The sequence below is a fragment of the Methylosinus sp. DMC45 genome (genome assembly GCF_056313885.1).
This window is the reverse complement of the sequence record NZ_JBQUZK010000044.1, coordinates 23,051-38,792: the sequence shown is the minus strand read 5'-3', so window position 1 is coordinate 38,792 and position 15,742 is coordinate 23,051. Positions and strand designations below refer to the sequence as shown.

General features: G+C 64.9%; 18 protein-coding genes. 7 read left to right on the top strand and 11 right to left on the bottom strand.

Annotated features, from left to right (window positions below):
• The first annotated feature begins 83 nt into the window (after positions 1-83).
• The 3 genes from ACT53T_RS12125 to ACT53T_RS12115 all read left to right on the top strand — a co-directional run bounded on the left by ACT53T_RS12125 (position 84) and on the right by ACT53T_RS12115 (position 2,269).
• Positions 84-1,184 (top strand): OpgC family protein, encoded by a 1,101-nt coding sequence (locus ACT53T_RS12125; protein ID WP_476161384.1) that lies wholly within the window; start codon positions 84-86, stop codon positions 1,182-1,184.
• A complete protein-coding gene (locus ACT53T_RS12120) occupies positions 1,139-1,948 on the top strand; it encodes an SGNH/GDSL hydrolase family protein (RefSeq protein ID WP_476161383.1) in 810 nt (269 codons plus the stop codon). Before ACT53T_RS12125 ends, ACT53T_RS12120 begins: the two co-directional genes overlap by 46 nt.
• A gap of 63 nt (positions 1,949-2,011) precedes the next feature.
• Positions 2,012-2,269: a hypothetical protein gene (locus tag ACT53T_RS12115; protein ID WP_161914382.1), complete on the top strand. Its 258-nt coding sequence runs from the start codon at positions 2,012-2,014 to the stop codon at positions 2,267-2,269.
• A 99-nt stretch (positions 2,270-2,368) separates the two neighbouring features.
• Here the strand turns inward: ACT53T_RS12115 and ACT53T_RS12110 are convergent, their stop codons facing one another.
• The 3 genes from ACT53T_RS12110 to ung all read right to left on the bottom strand — a co-directional run bounded on the left by ACT53T_RS12110 (position 2,369) and on the right by ung (position 5,099).
• Positions 2,369-2,896: a hypothetical protein gene (locus ACT53T_RS12110; RefSeq protein ID WP_018264901.1), complete on the bottom strand. Its 528-nt coding sequence runs from the start codon at positions 2,894-2,896 to the stop codon at positions 2,369-2,371.
• A gap of 306 nt (positions 2,897-3,202) precedes the next feature.
• Positions 3,203-4,141 carry a phosphatase PAP2 family protein gene (locus ACT53T_RS12105; protein WP_476161382.1) on the bottom strand — a complete coding sequence of 313 codons (939 nt, stop codon included), beginning with the start codon at positions 4,139-4,141 and terminating at the stop codon, positions 3,203-3,205.
• Positions 4,142-4,433: 292 nt separating this feature from the next.
• The gene (gene ung, locus ACT53T_RS12100; RefSeq protein ID WP_036290088.1) at positions 4,434-5,099 is read right to left on the bottom strand and encodes a uracil-DNA glycosylase; all 666 of its coding nucleotides are present in this window, start codon (positions 5,097-5,099) and stop codon (positions 4,434-4,436) included.
• Between the two features lie 132 nt (positions 5,100-5,231).
• Here ung and ACT53T_RS12095 point away from each other — a divergent pair, with 132 nt between their 5' ends.
• From ACT53T_RS12095 to ACT53T_RS12085, 3 genes are all read left to right on the top strand, one after another.
• On the top strand, positions 5,232-5,501 hold the full coding sequence (locus tag ACT53T_RS12095; protein WP_476161381.1) for a helix-turn-helix domain-containing protein: 270 nt from the start codon (positions 5,232-5,234) through the stop codon (positions 5,499-5,501).
• 71 nt (positions 5,502-5,572) lie between these two features.
• Positions 5,573-7,321 carry a SulP family inorganic anion transporter gene (locus tag ACT53T_RS12090; protein WP_476161380.1) on the top strand — a complete coding sequence of 583 codons (1,749 nt, stop codon included), beginning with the start codon at positions 5,573-5,575 and terminating at the stop codon, positions 7,319-7,321.
• Between the two features lie 56 nt (positions 7,322-7,377).
• A complete protein-coding gene (locus ACT53T_RS12085) occupies positions 7,378-8,220 on the top strand; it encodes a tRNA nucleotidyltransferase (RefSeq protein ID WP_476161379.1) in 843 nt (280 codons plus the stop codon).
• Here ACT53T_RS12085 and ACT53T_RS12080 read toward each other — a convergent pair.
• The 4 genes from ACT53T_RS12080 to ACT53T_RS12065 all read right to left on the bottom strand — a co-directional run bounded on the left by ACT53T_RS12080 (position 8,181) and on the right by ACT53T_RS12065 (position 12,033).
• Complete coding sequence (locus ACT53T_RS12080) at positions 8,181-9,614, bottom strand: sensor histidine kinase (protein WP_476161378.1); 1,434 nt, start codon at positions 9,612-9,614, stop codon at positions 8,181-8,183. The genes ACT53T_RS12085 and ACT53T_RS12080 overlap by 40 nt on opposite strands.
• A gap of 11 nt (positions 9,615-9,625) precedes the next feature.
• Entirely contained in the window at positions 9,626-10,306 is a 681-nt protein-coding gene (locus tag ACT53T_RS12075; RefSeq protein ID WP_476161377.1) for a response regulator transcription factor, read from the bottom strand.
• 153 nt (positions 10,307-10,459) lie between these two features.
• Positions 10,460-11,245, bottom strand: a complete 786-nt coding sequence (locus ACT53T_RS12070) for an ABC transporter permease (protein ID WP_476161376.1) — start codon at positions 11,243-11,245, stop codon at positions 10,460-10,462.
• Entirely contained in the window at positions 11,242-12,033 is a 792-nt protein-coding gene (locus ACT53T_RS12065; protein WP_476161375.1) for an ABC transporter ATP-binding protein, read from the bottom strand. Before ACT53T_RS12065 ends, ACT53T_RS12070 begins: the two co-directional genes overlap by 4 nt.
• A 149-nt stretch (positions 12,034-12,182) precedes the next feature.
• On the opposite strand from ACT53T_RS12065, the gene ACT53T_RS12060 reads away from it, so the two are divergent.
• Positions 12,183-12,431, top strand: a complete 249-nt coding sequence (locus tag ACT53T_RS12060; RefSeq protein WP_018264892.1) for a hypothetical protein — start codon at positions 12,183-12,185, stop codon at positions 12,429-12,431.
• 276 nt (positions 12,432-12,707) lie between these two features.
• Here ACT53T_RS12060 and ACT53T_RS12055 read toward each other — a convergent pair whose 3' ends face one another.
• The 4 genes from ACT53T_RS12055 to thyX all read right to left on the bottom strand — a co-directional run bounded on the left by ACT53T_RS12055 (position 12,708) and on the right by thyX (position 15,707).
• Positions 12,708-13,100, bottom strand: a complete 393-nt coding sequence (locus tag ACT53T_RS12055) for a hypothetical protein (protein ID WP_476161374.1) — start codon at positions 13,098-13,100, stop codon at positions 12,708-12,710.
• Between the two features lie 62 nt (positions 13,101-13,162).
• The gene (locus ACT53T_RS12050) at positions 13,163-14,038 is read right to left on the bottom strand and encodes an FkbM family methyltransferase (protein ID WP_476161373.1); all 876 of its coding nucleotides are present in this window, start codon (positions 14,036-14,038) and stop codon (positions 13,163-13,165) included.
• A gap of 109 nt (positions 14,039-14,147) precedes the next feature.
• Positions 14,148-15,020: a bifunctional DNA-formamidopyrimidine glycosylase/DNA-(apurinic or apyrimidinic site) lyase gene (mutM, locus tag ACT53T_RS12045; protein ID WP_476161372.1), complete on the bottom strand. Its 873-nt coding sequence runs from the start codon at positions 15,018-15,020 to the stop codon at positions 14,148-14,150.
• Between the two features lie 6 nt (positions 15,021-15,026).
• Positions 15,027-15,707 carry an FAD-dependent thymidylate synthase gene (gene thyX, locus ACT53T_RS12040; RefSeq protein WP_476161371.1) on the bottom strand — a complete coding sequence of 227 codons (681 nt, stop codon included), beginning with the start codon at positions 15,705-15,707 and terminating at the stop codon, positions 15,027-15,029.
• Positions 15,708-15,742 lie beyond the last annotated feature (35 nt).

Genomic DNA, 15,742 nt, shown 5'->3' with positions numbered 1-15,742 from the left:
GCCGCATTCGAGGCCCTGAACAGACGCGCCCCGACCCCTAGGGTCCGGGGGAAAACGTAGCCGCCGAACGATCGAAGAAGCGCATGCGCGAGCCGAATGAAATCGATTTTTGGCGCGGCTTCGCTCTCGTCACCATTTTCATCAATCACATTCCGGGGATTTTCTTCGAGCGCTTCACCTTTCGCAATGTCGCGATCTCCGATTCGGCGGAGCTGTTCGTGTTTCTCGCCGGCTGGGCGCTGCGCAAGCTGGTCGACGGGCCGGCGCGGACGCTGTCGGCGCGCTATCTGATCCTGCGGCTCGAGGGGCGCGCCTTCACCGTCTATCTGGCGCAGCTGGTGATCGCGCAATTGGCCGTCGCGCTGCAGGCCGGCGCCTCGCTGCTGCTGGACGCGCCCTTTCTGCTCGACTGGAACAACGCCTCGGGCATTTTCACCGATCCGGTGCGCGCCAATCTCGGCCTCGTGCTGCTGACCTTTCAGCTCGGCTATTTCGACATTCTGCCGCTCTATGTCGTGCTGATGCTGGCCTCGCCGCTGATCGCCCTCGCCTATCGCCATGCGCGAGCGCTGCTGCTGCCGGCCTCGCTCGCCATCTGGGCCTATGCGCTGGCCTTCGGCGTCAACTTCCCGACATGGCCAGTGGAGGGCGCCTGGTTCTTCGATCCGCTGGCCTGGCAGCTCGTCTTCGTGCTCGGCTTTCTGCTGGCCGGCGAGGATGGAATCGGCGGCCTCGTGCGCCGCTATCGCAAGCCTCTGTGGTGGGCGGCGCTGCCGATCGTGCTGCTCGGCGTCGCTGCGGCGCGGACCGAATTCGATCCCTCGCCGATCGCTCTGCCGGAGCCCAAGCTGTTCTTCGTCTTCGACAAGACCTTTCTGTCGCCGGCGCGGCTGCTCTCCAGCCTGGCGATCGTCGCTCTCTTCGCGGGTTCTTTCGGCGCGATCTCGCGAGGCGTTCCGCGCATCGCGGATTTTCTTTCTACGCTCGGCCGCAATTCGCTAAATGTATTCTGCGCCGGGTCTCTGCTGAGCCTCGCCGGGCAGATCTTCCGCTTCGCCTATGGCGGAGATGTTGTAAGCGACGCTTTTATCGTTATGTTCGGCATCGTTGCGATGGGGGCGACCGCATGGGCTTCGGAATGGCGCGAAAGGCTGCGGGCAAAATCGGCGCGGGTTCCGGCGTAGCGCTGGCGCTCGCGGCGTCGCTCGCGCTCGCGCAAGAACGCGCGCCTGAGTCCGCGCCGCCGTCCGAGGCGCCGCCGCTCAGTCCCGCCTGCGAGGCGCCGGCCGGCGACATAGCCGCGCCGGCCATGCTGCCGCATTTCGCAAAAGCGCTGCGCGACCGCAAATCGGCGCGCATTCTCGCCATCGGCTCTTCCTCCACCTCGGGCGTCGGCGCTTCCTCCGACGCCAAGAGCTATCCGGCTCAGCTCGAGGCCATTCTCGAGGGCGCGCTGAAGGGCGTCGACGTCATCGTCGAAAATCGCGGCGTCTCCGGCGAGGTGGCGGCCGTCACCGCCGAGCGCATCAAGAGCGAGGTGGCGCGGGAGAAGCCCGATCTCCTGCTCTGGCAGCTCGGCACCAATGACGCGCTGGTGCGCGTCGCGCCGGAAGAGTTCGAGAATACGGTGCGTTCGACCATACGCTGGCTGAAGGCCAATGAGATCGACGTCGTTCTCGTCGGCCTGCAATACAGCTCGCGCTTCTCGCGCGACGAGGAATATTTCGCGATCCGCAATGTGCTGCAGCGCGTCGCCACGGCGGAGAATGTCGCCTATGTGCGCCGCTATGACGCCATGCGCTTCATCGCGCAGAACCACGCCAATCTGCAAATGATGTCGCGCGACAATTTCCATCTCAACGATCTCGGCTATCAATGCATGGCCGAGCATATTGCGCGAGCGGTGATCGTCGGCGTCTTCGCCAAGCGGCGCCCGAGCGGGAATTGACGCTTCATCGACGGAGAGCGCATCTTTTCGACACACTCGTTTTGCCGACAGGAGGCAGAGGGAATGGACTGGAAAGCATTCTTTTGTAAGCTCTTGGGCAGCGCGCGCTTCGAAGGCGAACTCGTGAAGAGAATTGATATCAGCAAAGCGCCATTCTGCATCACTTTAGAATGCCGACAAAATGAAGATGGGATTTTTGGTGTGCTGAATATCAGCGGAGCTGGAAGCGTGGATGAATTCTACCTCGATAAGAATTCTATCGCACGATTGGCTGCTGGGCTTTCGGACGTAGGATTGGGTCGAGGCGAGACGCTCCGTTAACACGGATAATCACGACAATCGGCGATCTCCGCATAATGGAGCATTTGGCGCAAACGTCGGCGCGAGGCGAAGGCCGCGGCGCCGACGAGCGACGAAGCGTCAGAGCCGCTTCAGCCCTTCTTCGAAGCTGATGGACTCGAAGCGCTGGTCATATTTGGCGGCGCCGTCGGCGAGCGTGTCGATCTTTTCCGCCGTGTCGTATTTCTTCATCTTCGTCTTATCGAGATAGAGAAGCTCGATCAGCTCATTGTAGACGGAGGTGTCGTCGATCGGCAGAACATAGAGCGGCACGCCCTCTATGCTGATCTCGTAGCGCGAGGCGCGGTCGAGATCGGAGACATAGATGAAATATTTGCCCTCCGGCTTCGCGCTCGCGCCGAGCGCCGCGACGAGAGCGGGAAGCTCGCGAAACGAGGCGAGCGATCCGGCGAGAAACGACAGCGCCGCCTCGCCCTCCTGCGCCGTGGCGTGGACTCCCTCCAATGCGAGCAGCGGATCGAGCGTGACGGCGAATTCGCCGCGAAAGCCGAAGCGGCCGGCGTGATGCGTCGCTCCCTTGTGGCTGGGCTTCAAGAGCCGGCCCTCGGCGTCGAGGCGCTGGAAGGCGGTCGTTTCGATAGACGTCATGTTCGGCTTTCGCTATCCGCCCCTTCTCGAAACATTCGAGACCGTGACGGTCGATTTTCGCGGGGAGATAGATGAGACATGGCTCGCGTCGACAACGCACGCGCCGCCCGACGCGTCGCGAGGTCGATCATCGAGGAAAACGAAAAAAGGAGCGCTCTCGAAAGGTCGAGCGAGAGCAATTCGTTCCATTGTCGCTGACGCGGAGCCGACAAAAATGTCGGCTTTCGATCCGCACGACGACGCTCGTCGCTCCTCAGGACACGTAAAGCAATTTTTACGCCGCAGTGGCGACGAGGAGCGGCGCCCTCACCGCTCGCGCTCGCAGCAAAGCGGCGACGGATGCGCATTCTCGATCATGAGACGCTCGGCGCGATATCCAATTGTATCGCCGATACATGGAATAGATCGACGCCGCCGGCTCTCGATCCGCTGCGCCATTCGATAGGACAGATAGGCGACCGCGATTCCGCCGATAGGGTCCACGACATAATGCCCGCCGTCCGTCACCGTGCCCACCATCAGAGCTGTGTCGACGAGGCATAAGACATAGAAGACCGGGCGCACAGAGCGCAGGCTGAGAGGCGTCAGCGCGCCGACCACGGCATGAAAGGACGGAAAGCTCAATAGGCCGCCGATTCCGCTGTTCGCGAAGCTCAATGGACCGGCCTCACGCAAGCGCGCCAGATGATCCAGCGGGGTGCGGCCGGCGAACCGGAGCTCGTGAAACATCGAATTGTCGACGAGAGTGACCGCGCTCGAGGCCGGAAGCAGAGCGGCGATGACGATCGTCGCCGTGAGCGCGATCACGTAGGAGAGAAGATAGACGCGCAATTCGTCGATGCGCTCGAGCGCTGCCAGCAGAAGCACCGGCGCGATGATCTGAATGGCCATGCTCGCATAAGCTTTCCGCAGCCATTCCGCCAACACGGGACGATCGTCGATATAATGGACGAAGGCCAGCCAATCGACGCCGAGCCATCGATCGAGCGAGAGAAACAGCTCGTCCTGCAGCGGCATGGCGAGACGCTGCGTCGCATAGCTCGCAAAGGCGCCCGCGAGCGACGTCGCGACCAGATAGATCATTGAATAGACGAAAATCGGCGCGGCGCGCGAGACCAAGCTCGGCGAGGCGAAGCGACAATAGACGTCGAGCGCGACGACCGCGACGACGAAAAGGCTCGGGTCCGGGAGGGACGGCAGCGTCAGCCCCGTCGCTTTTGCGCCGACATAGGCGCTCGCCAACATCGCGAGGCTGAGCCACGCGGCGGCAAATGGAACGCCGATGAACCGCGATCGTTGATAATCGAGACAAAGGTCGCAAAGCCGGCGGGAAGCATGAAGAAAATTGCAAAGCAACGTCAAATACATGCGAAACTCGCGTCTCGAAATGATTTGGAGACGCGCCGCCGGACTCGACGAAAGCGCCCCAGAATTATGCCGACTCGCGTCGGCGCTCCAACGAATACTGGACTACGAAACCGCGGTTACATTTCGGTAAACGACTAATTTTATGATGCTTTCCAGTAATATAGGCGTCTCACCAGTCTATCGGCGCGCGTCCTTTCGATTCGAGATAGGCGTTGGCCTTGGAAAAATGCCTGCAGCCGAAGAAGCCGCGCGCCGACAGCGGCGATGGATGCGCGCTCTCGAGCACCAAATGCTTGGAGCGATCGACGCCCGCGCCCTTCTGCCGCGCATAATTGCCCCAGAGCAGGAAGACGATTCCCTCGCGCTCGCGCGAGAGCGCCTGCACGGCGGCGTCTGTGAAGCGCTCCCAGCCCTTGCCCTGATGCGAGCCTGCGGCGCTGTCGCGCACGGTGAGCGTGGCGTTGAGCAGCAGCACGCCCTGATGCGCCCAGCGCGAGAGATCGGGATCGCGCGAGACGGGACGCCCAAGATCGCTCTCGATTTCCTTGAAGATGTTCTGCAGCGAAGGCGGCGGCGGAATGTCGCGGCCGACGGCGAAGCACAGGCCATTGGCCTGGCCGCGGCCGTGATAGGGGTCCTGGCCGAGGATCACCACTTCGACGGCGTCGAAGGGACATTCGTCGAAGGCGCGGAAAATCTGCTTGGCCGGGGGATAGACCGGAGCGCGGGCGTATTCCTCGCGCACGAATTGGCGCAGAGCGTCGAAATAGGGCTGCTCGAATTCCGCCGAAAGGCGCAGCTTCCAGCTCTCGTCGATCTGCACGGGTTTGTTCATATCCGCCAAGCTAACATGCGTCGGCGCCGGACGAGAACCCGGCCGTGTCGCAAAAACGCGCCGATGATGTTTCAAACATCATATTGGCGATGTAAAACATGTCTGCTAATATATGAAGCGTGAGCATATGAGATGATCACCGCCGCTCAATTGCGCGCCACACGGGCGCTGCTCGGCATAGATCAGAAGAAGCTGGCGGAGCTTTCCGGCGTCTCCCTGCCGACCATACAGCGCATGGAGGCGAGCGACGGCAATGTCCGCGGCGTGATCGAAACGCTCACCAAGGTCGTCGAGGCGCTGAACGAGGCCGGCGTCGAGCTGTTGGGCGAGAACGCCCGCAGCGAGGGCGCCGGACGCGGCGTGAGGCTGCGCCGTCCCGGCCCGCCCAAACCGACGACTTGAGGATTAATCGCGACGACGACCGCCGACTTCGCGCCGACGATCCCGCCGCTCCTCGATCAAAGGAGCCAGTGTTGAGAGATCGACGTTTTCGCCAGCCGAGCTTCATCGAGCTGTTCACGCCCAAGCTCGTCACCATTTTGCGCGAAGGCTACGGCCTCGCGGATCTGCGCGCCGACGCCATCGCCGGCCTCACTGTGGCGATCGTCGCTCTGCCGCTCTCCATGGCCTTCGCCATCGCCTCGGGGCTGAGCCCGGATCGCGGGCTCTATACGGCGATCATCGGCGGATTTCTGGTCTCCATGCTCGGCGGCAGCCGGTTCCAGATCGGCGGGCCGGCGGGCGCCTTCATCGTTCTCGTCTTCGCCATCGTGCAGCGTCAGGGCTATGACGGGCTCGCGCTCGCCACCATGATGGCGGGCGTCATTCTCTTCGCCATCGGCCTGCTGCGCTGGGGCACCTACATAAAATACATCCCCTTTCCGGTGACGGTCGGCTTCACCGCCGGCATAGCGGTCATCATCTTCGCCAGCCAGCTCAAGGAGATTTTCGGCCTCTCCCTCGCCAATGAGCCGGCCGCGCTCGGCCCCAAGCTCGCAGCCCTATGGGAGGCGCGCGCCACGCTGAAGCCGGCGACGATCGGCGTCTCGGCGCTGGCGCTGGCGATCATCCTCGGCCTGCGGCGCTGGCGTCCGAGCTGGCCCGGAATGCTGATCGCCGTGACGGTCTGCGCGGCGGCGACGGCGGCGCTGCATCTCGACATAGAGACGATCGGCTCGCGCTTCGGCGGCGTGCCGAGCACGCTGCCGGCCCCGGCGGTCCCGCATTTCGATCTCGCCCGGCTGCGCGCGCTGCTGCCGGACGCGCTGACCATCGCCGTGCTCGGCGCGATGGAGTCGCTGCTCTCGGCCGTCGTCGCCGATGGCATGAGCGGGCGGCGCCATCGCTCCAATTGCGAGCTCGCGGCGCAGGGCGTCGCCAATGTGGTGGCGCCGCTGTTCGGCGGCATTCCGGTGACGGGAACCATCGCCCGCACCGCGACCAATGTGCGCTCCGGCGCCAAAGGCCCGGTCTCAGGAATGCTGCATGCGCTGTTCCTGCTCGGCTTCATGCTGATCGCCGCGCCGCTGGCGGCCTATATTCCGCTCGCCTCGCTCGGCGCCGTGCTCGCCGTCGTGTCCTGGAACATGGCGGAGAAGAAGGAATTCGCAGCTCTTTTCAAAGCCTCGCGCGGCGACGCTCTGGTGCTGGTCTCCACCTTTCTGCTCACCATTTTCGAGGATCTGACCGTCGGCATAGGCGTCGGCGTGACGCTCGGCGCTTTCCTCTTCCTGCATCGCCTCGCCGAGAGCGTCGAGGTGCAGACGGGCGAGGCCTTTCTCGATGAGGATCAGGCGGATGATTACGGCGGCCATCGCCCCGCCTATGATTCCGCCGCCGCCTCCGACGCCGAGGTGATGGTCTATAAGATCAGCGGCGCGATCTTCTTCGGCGCCTCGGCGACAGTGAGCGCGGCGCTGGACGAGATCGGCCGCTACCCGAGCGTCTTCATCTTCGATTTCAGCGAGGCGCCTCTGGTGGACAGCACGGCGGCGCGCGCGCTGGAGAGCTTTGTCGCGCGATTGCGAAAGGCGGGAACCGTGGTTTGCGTCGCGGGGGCGCGGCCCGCCGTGCGTCGGGCGCTGCTCTCAGCCGGGCTACACGAGCCGGAGACCCTCTACGCCGGCACGGTCGCCGATGCGCGCCGCCGCGCCACGGCGCCGCAGGCGCCCGAAAATCGCGCCCCACGGCTGAGCCGCGCCGCCCTGCCCGGCCGAGCGTGAGGCGCGCGGCAAGAGGTTTGCTTGCCCGTCAGCCGACCACTCACGCGCGAAGCCTCATGCCCTCAGAACCTTTTTTCCTGCCCGAATTCGGGCAGACAGACCCCGGCCTCGGCCTTCTCCGAATGGCGGCTCTGCTCGCCGAGACCGATGACGATCCCGGCGAGGAGACGCTCGATCTCATGGCCGAGCAGGTCGAGAGCGGCTGCCTCGCCGGCCTCGACCCGGCCGATATCTGGCCGGAGCTGCTGCTCTCGCTCGGAGGGCCGGCGCCCGGCAAGGCGTTCCGCGTGCTGCGCATCTGCGGCGCGCTGCGCGCAATTCTGCCAGAGGTCGACGCGCTGTTCGGCGTGCCGCAATTGTCGGACGGCCAAAGCGAGGTCGATCTCGGCGCCCATTTGCTGCGCTCGCTGGACGAGGCCGGACGCAGAGACGCTCCGCTCCCCGTGCGCTACGCCCTGCTCGTCATGAATGTCGGCAAGGGGGATTCGCCACGAGAGCATCTGCCGCATCATTACAAGCACATAGACCGCGGCGGCCCGCGCATAAACGGGATCGCCGAGCGTTTCGGCGTTCCCGCCGATTGCGTCCCCCTGGCGCTGACGGCGCTCTCGGAATGCGAGCGCGTGCATCGCGCCTCGGAAGTGCGCGCCGGCCCGGTGGCGCAAATGCTGGAGCGGCTCGGCGCCTTCGACGCGCCGGAGAGCTTCGCCCTGCTGATGGAAGTGTGCAGCTGCGATTTCGCCGCCCATTCCGGGCGCCCCGGCGAGGCCTATCCCAAGGCCGTGCTGCTGGAGACGGCGCGCGACGCCTGCCTGCCGATCGAGCCGGCGACGCCCGAGGCGCGGGCCGAGGCGATCGCTCAGGCGCTGCGCTCGCAGCGCTGGTCGAGCGAGGGCTGAACGGCGCGCTCGGCCGGCTCCGGCTCGGCGCCGGCCACAGGCAGACGCACGCGGAAGGTCGCGCCGCCGCCGGGCGTCTCCGCGACGCCGAGCGCGCCGCCCTGCAGCTCGACCAGCTCGCGAACGATCGACAAGCCGAGCCCTGTGCCGGGCGTCGTCTCGTCCTTGCGCCAGAAGGGCTCGAAGATGCGGCCGCGATCGGCCTCGGCGACGCCGCTTCCATGATCGACGACCTCGATCACGCAATCGGGCAGCACGCGAACGACGACGGCGCCGCCTCTGGGCTCGGCGCGCACGGCGTTGGCGATGAGATTGGCGACGATGCTCTCGACGCTCCAACGCAAGGCGAGCGCGATCACATGGCGCGACGGCGCCTCGAACTGAATGTCGCGCCCGTCGCCGAGCGCGATCGGCACGAGATCGGCCGCGACGCCGAGCACGATATCGTGGAGATCGATCCTCTGCGGCGAGATCGGCCCGCGCTCCCTGATCTGCGCGAGCAGCAGCATCTGCTCGACGATCGTCTGCACGCGCAAGACGTCGCGCTCGATCTCGGCCTTGAGCGCCCCCTCCTCCATCTTGCCGACGCGCGCGCGCAAGATGGTGATCGGCGTGCGCAGCTCATGCGCGGAATTGGCGGAGAAGCGCCGCTGCCGCTCCACGCCTTCCCGCACGCGCTCGAAAGCCTTGTTCACCGCCTCGACGAAAGGCCGCATCTCCGACGGCGCCTCGTCGGGAGCGATGCGCTCCTTCAGCGAGTTCACGTCGATCGTCGCGATCTTCGCGGCCGCCGCGCGCATGGGCGCGAGGCCGCGATTGACCACGAACAGCGCGATGAGGCACATGGCCGCCCAATGCGGAAGCAGGAACATCGCGCCGGGGAAGGAGACCGTGTAGACCGGCAAGCGAAACAAATCACGCCACCCGAACCGCAGGCCGCCCGTGGCGACGACGACGTCGCCGACCGGCGAGTCGAGGACGTAGGATTCGCCTCGGCGCGACGCGCCGTCGACAGTGACCGCAATGGACGATCTCGACAGCTTCAGGCGACCGACGCCTTCGAAGCGCTGCACTATTTCGGGTGACGATCCAGAGAACGCCGCGCCCGTGCGCGGATCGAAGGCGCCGAAACGAAAATCCGGGTGCTCGGAAATAAAATCCCGCAAGGCGTCGGTCATCGCGAGCGATCTTTCGCCGCCCGCGTCCTTGCGCAGCGCCGCCAGCATGATTTCGCGCACGCGCGGGCGCAGCAGCTCGTCGAGCGCGTCGATCCCACCCGGCCGGACCAGAACCAGCATGCCGATCATGAACACGAGCGGCAGAATGAGATAGCCGAGAATGGAGCCGATGATCGCATAGACGATCAATCGGCACGACAGCGAGCGCAGCCTCATCGCGCCGAGCCTCACGACCCGCGCGCCTCACGGATGAGATAGCCGATGCCGCGCGGCGCGTGAATCTCGACGCCGGCGCCCTGCTCGTCCAGGCGATGACGCAAGCGCATCGCCACCATCTTCAGCGCGCCTATGTGCTTTTGCTCGTCGGAGCCGTAAATCTCTTGCAGCAGCGCCGAGAAAGTGACCGCGCGCCCGGCGCGGCGCATCAGCGCGCCCAGCAGCATCAGCTCCCGTCGCGGCACGATGAGCGGAAATCCGCCGACGGAAGCACTCTCCGAATTGAGATCGAAAGAGAGCCTGCCGACGATGACCGGCGGCGCCGGCTCGCCGCCGGGACGCCGAAGGCTGGCGCGAATGCGCGCCAGCAGCTCCTCGGTCGAGAAGGGCTTGGTCAGATAATCATCGACGCCGGCGTCCAGCCCATCCACGCGATCCTCGATCGAGCGGGCCGCCGTCACCACCAGAATGCGCATGCCGGGACGAATGCGCTTGGCCGCAGCGACCACCGAAAGGCCGTCGCCGTCGGGCAGGCGGCGGTCGAGCAGCATCACCGAATAGTCGCAGGCGCCGAGCGCCTCGGGAATATCGGCGAGAGCCTGGACGCAATGGGGAGCGTAGCCGGCGCGCCGAACGCGATCGGCGATGAGCGTGGAAATATCCGGTTGATCTTCGACGATCAGAATACGCATCGAGCTGCTGTGTCCCTCGAGCATCGACAGGCGATGAGCGAAGGCGCGCGCGAGGCGTCGGCGCGCCGAACGAGCGGCTGTCGATCCATTATCGAGCGCCGATCGCCATGCCGCAACAGGAAATCCGCCTTCGACGGGCCGCCGAAAGGCGCGTCATTCGCCCGTCTGCAGCAAGGTCCCGGCCCGCCGCGCCGCGGCGAGCAGGCGCGTGAAAGCGAAAGCCGCCGCGAAGAACAGCGCCGCATCCAGCGCCAAGCCATAAAACATGAGATCGAGCCGCAGCGCATGATCGACGAGCACGCCGCGCAGCCCCTCGAACACATAGGTCGGCGGCAAGGCCCAGCAGATCGGCTGCAGCCAGCCGGGAAGAACGGAGACCGGATAATAGACGCAGCCGAGCGGCTGAATGACGAACATCAAGGACCAGACGAGATTTTCCGCGCCCAATCCATAGCGCAGCAGCAGGCCGGCGACGAAGAGGCCGACGCTCCAAGCGAAGAAGATGAGAATGGCGAAAAAGGCCGCGAAAGCGAAGCCGAGCGCCCAGAGATTGAAGCCGAAGAACCAAATGGCCAGGATCGTCACCGGAACCATGCCGACGAAGAGGCGAATGAGGCTCATCGCCATCATGGAGGCGACGAATTCCGCCGGCCGCAGCGGGCTCATGAAGAGATTGGCCATGTTGCGCGACCACATCTCCTCGAGAAAGGAGAAGGAAAATCCCTGCTGGCCGCGCAGCAATATGTCCCACAGCAGCACGGCGCCGATCAGCGAGCCGGCGGCGATCGTCGACTTGTCCGCGCCCGCGAGCCCGCCCGGCGCGCGCAGGAGATAGGTCTGCAGAAAGCCCCAGGTGAGCATCTGCACCGTCGGCCAATACATCATCTCCAGCATGCGCGGCAGCGAGGAGCGCAGCAGATAGGAATAGCGCAAGGTCATCGCGCCGACGCGCGCGAGCGAGAATTCGTGAGACGCGCGGCGCCTCCATTGCCGCGCCCGCGCGCGACATCGAGAAACACTTCCTCGAGATTGGCGCGGCCATAGCGCGCGAGCAGCTCCGCCGGCGAGCCGTCGTCGACGAGGCTTCCCTCTTTCAGCATCATCACGCGATCACACAGGCGCTCCACCTCCGCCATATTGTGCGAGGCGAGCAGGATCGCGCAATTGCGCCGGCGGCGATAATCCTCGAGATGCCCGCGCACCCAATCGGCGGTGTCGGGATCGAGCGAGGCGGTGGGCTCGTCGAGCAGTAGCAGCTCTGGCTCGTTGATGAGCGCTTTGGCGAGCGCGACGCGCGTCTTCTGCCCGGCGGAAAGACGCCCGCTCGGACGATCGAGAAATTCTTTCAAGGCGAGATCCGCGGCCAGCTCCTCGATCTTCTCCGCCACATTGCGCACGCCATAGAGCCGGCCGAAGACAGTGAGATTCTGCCGCACGGTGAGGCGATGCGGCATGTCCACATAAGGGCTCTCGAAATTCATGCGGCCGAGCGCGTGATAGCGGTCTTTCAGAAAATCACGGCCGAAGATTTCGATTGTTCCCGTCGTCGGCTCGATGAGGCCCATGACCATGCCGATGGTCGTGGTCTTGCCGGCGCCATTGCCGCCGAGCAGACCCGTCACCGAGCCGGCGGGAAGCGCGAAGCTCAGCGGCTTCACGGCCACGGTCTCGGCGTAGGTTTTGGAGACGCCGGCGACGCGAAGGACGGAAAAATTTTCGAGCGACATGGCCGATGCGCGGGGTTTTGCGGAGAACGGCGTCTTATCGGCAAAATCCCACGGGAAAGCAAATTCCGCGGGGCGAGCGCGTCTCGTCGCAGTCCCTTCATTTGAACCGCCTATCCTGCAGCTCCCCGACGCGGAAAGGGACGACGGACATGACTGAACAGACCGCCGAAGAATTCGCCGAGCTCGACGAGTTGCAGACCGCGTATAAAGCGGCGATGGAGAAATGGATCGCGGCGATACGGAAGGAAGAGGCGCTCGTCGTGGTCGCGCCGCATTCCGTGGCCGAGGTCGACAAATGGGAGCAAGCGCATTTCGACGAGGACGAGGCGCGCAACATCGCCTTGGCCGCGAAAGAAGATTACGAGGACGCGCTGCGCGAGAAATTCTTCGGCTTCTGACGCTAAAAGCACGCGGAGGGGCCGCCCGCCCCTCCTCGACGTCCCTCGCGCCTACTCCGCCGCCTCACGCGGCGCCCGATGGCGCAGGCCGAACATATAAGCGCGCGCCAGATTGCGGCCGCTTCTGCGTAGGTTTTGGAGACGCCGGCGACGCGGAGAGTGGTGGAGTTGTCGGGCACGATGGGCGGACGCTGGGTTTCGGGAAAGTGAGACTTATCGGCAAAATGCGTTGAAATGCGAACTCGGAGCGGACGTTCTGCATATCGATGACGCGGCTCAACGACCGCTACATTGCGCTACGCCGAGAAAAGCTTCGATCGAATGCACGATTCTGAACGAAAAGAATACGGCCAATGGGAGCGCGATCACTCCGACGACGAGTCGCCCCTTCCAGGCGTCCAGCCGACCGCCGACAATGAGCTGGATCGTTCGAAGAACCGCGCCGACCAGGAGAACGAGAGCGTTGACAAACCAAATGTCCGAAGGCTCGGGCATAGCGAGAACCATGAGGCTCGGCCCGCAGGTCATCGCCGTCTCGGATAGACCTCCATATAGGACGAGCGGCAACAGAATCGCCAATGCGACGATCAACCACTTTCGGCCAGGCGCAGCATAGACCGCGAGGAATGCGGGGAGGCACAGCGCCGAGTAAACGGCGACGAAAGCCAAGACCATCTCCATCCGCGGCGCCTCGACGTCGTTGTCTCGTAAATCGCCTCTCGCGCTATCGCCTACTCCGCCGCCTCACGCGGCGCCCGATGGCGCAGGCCGAACATATAAGCGCGCGCCAGATTGCGGCCGCTTCTTCGATCATGCTCGGTCAGCAGGCGCAGAGCGAGATCGGCCGAGCGATAGCAATCATGCACGATCTGCGCGACGCCGATCAATTCGTCGTCGGCGAGCAGATCGAGACGCATGAAGTCGCGCACGAAAATCGCGTCGCTCCAGACGATCTGGCTCATGCCGGCGAAGACATTATTGCCGAGCATCAAAGGCTTGAGCACGCGGCTCATCAGCGGCGTGAAGCGATGCAGCACATAGCCCTGCGAACGCAGAAACAGCTCGATTTCCGAGAATAGCGGCTGCCCCTCATAGAGCGGCAGAAACTCGACCTCGACATGCAGAACATAGGCGCGCCGCAATCTTTCGACGGCGTTCTGCAGGATCATCAGCTCCGCGCCCTGCACGTCCAATTCCAGGAAAGTCGCGCCCTCTGTTTCCGGCACGTCGTCGAGCCGCACAGTGTCGATCTCCGGCGTCGCGACGACTTCCGACCACACCGGAAAGCCGTGGAACAACTCCATCGCCGCCGGGTTGGGCTTCAGCAGCGAGGTCATGTCGCGCGCCGCGCATATGTGCAGCGTATGGCGTCCGCCATCGCCGACGGCGTGCGGCAGATAGACGTCGCCCGGATTCTTGCGCGCGTTCAGCTCGTCGACGGCGGCTTCATCGGGCTCGAAGCCGACGATGGTCGCCTCGCCGCCGCGCAGCAGCGGCGCATAGACCGGCTCGCCGCTGATATGGCGCGCGCCAATATCGACGATCTTATGCGGGACGCTCGCCCCGGCGAGCTCGATGAAGGGAGGGAGAAGGTCGGCAGGTTCCATGAAGCCTCGCCCGATGGCCGGCGCGTCGATCGGCGAGGACGGAGCGCTCAGAATCATCCGCTGATATGAGCGAGCTTTGAGCGCCGCCGCTTGCGCGGGACTGGCGCGCTCACTTCTGGCAGTCGCGGCAGAAGAAGGTCGAGCGCCCGCTCTGGATCACGCGCGAGACATGGCCGCGGCAGCCCGGCGTCGGACAGGGCGCCTCCTCGCGGTCATAGACGCGGAAAGAATGCTGGAAATAGCCGAGCGAGCCATCGGTCTGGCGATGGTCGCGCAGGCTGGAGCCGCCCGCCTCTATCGCCTCGCCCAGAACCTGCTTGATCGCTTCGACGAGATCGGCGAGACCGCGCTTCGGCTTGCCCTTGGCGTCGACCAGCGTTCCGGCGGCGCGCAGGGGCGAGAGATGCGAGCGATGCATCGCCTCGCAGACATAAATATTGCCGAGGCCGGCGATGATGCGCTGATCGAGCAGAGCGGCTTTCAGCGGCGCCTTGCGGCCGCGCAGCTCCTCGGCGAGACGCTGCGGCGTCAGCTCCGGCCCCAGCGGCTCGACACCGAGCCCGTCGAACAGCGGATGGGTCGCCATCTCGCCGCGCGGGACCAGCAGCATGAAGCCGAAACGGCGCGGATCATTATAGGTGACGCTGGCGCCGCTCGTGAAACGGAACACGACATGGTCATGCGCCGGCTTTGTGCTCACGGCGCGGTGATAGGCGCCCTCGGGGTCGTCGGCGTCGATGCGGAAGGAGCCGCTCATGCCGAGATGCATGACGAGCGTCTCGCCGCTGTCCAGCTCGCCCAAGAGATATTTCGCCCGCCGCTTCAGCGCCTCGACGCGCCGTCCCGCGAGCCGCGCGGCGAAGCCCGAGGGAAAGGGAAAGCGCAGATCGGGGCGGCGCAGCTCCACGCGCTCGAGGTCGGAGCCGGTGAAGACGGGCTCGAGCCCCCGGCGGACCGTCTCGACCTCGGGCAGCTCGGGCATGGGCGCTCAGAGCCTGCTCGATTTCCAGGCCGCGACGGCGACCGGGACGATGGGCTCGATGAGCTTTTCCATCGCCTCCGCATAGACGCGAATCTCATATTGCGCGTGCGGATCGGCGCGGAGTGACAGGAATTTGAACAAATTCAGCAGGCTCACCTTGGCGAACATATGGCTGTAGGTGGAGAGCGGCAGAACCGTGCGGGCGAGCTCGCGCGGCCAGCCGGCGGCGAGCAGCTCGCGATAAGTGGCGAAGGCGGCCTCGAAGCCGGCGCGCAGCTTCTCCACCTCGGCGCGGCGCGCCTCGAGATCGCCGCCCGGCTGGCGGCCCTGCTTATTGGAGACCGCCTGCTCGCCGATATTCTCGGGGTCGGGAAGGTAATAGGTCTCCGGCAATTCGCGGTAGCGGCCGGAAAGCTCATTATAGGTCCAGGTGCGGTGGCGGTGCCATTGGCGCAGCACGAAGATCGGCGCCATCACCTCGAATTGGAACTCCACCGCCTCGAAGGGCGTCGTATGGCGGTTCTTCCAGAGGTAATCGATGAGCTTCTTGTCCGAGCCCTCGTTCTCGCCGGCGCGCCAGGCGGCGTCATAAGAGACGCGGGCCGCGCGCACGATGGAGAGGTCCGAGCCCATATGATCGACGAGGCGGACGAAGCCATGGTCCAGGACTTTGATCTGATTTGACATGCGACGCCGTTCCGCCCTCCCCTGCTCGCCCTGCC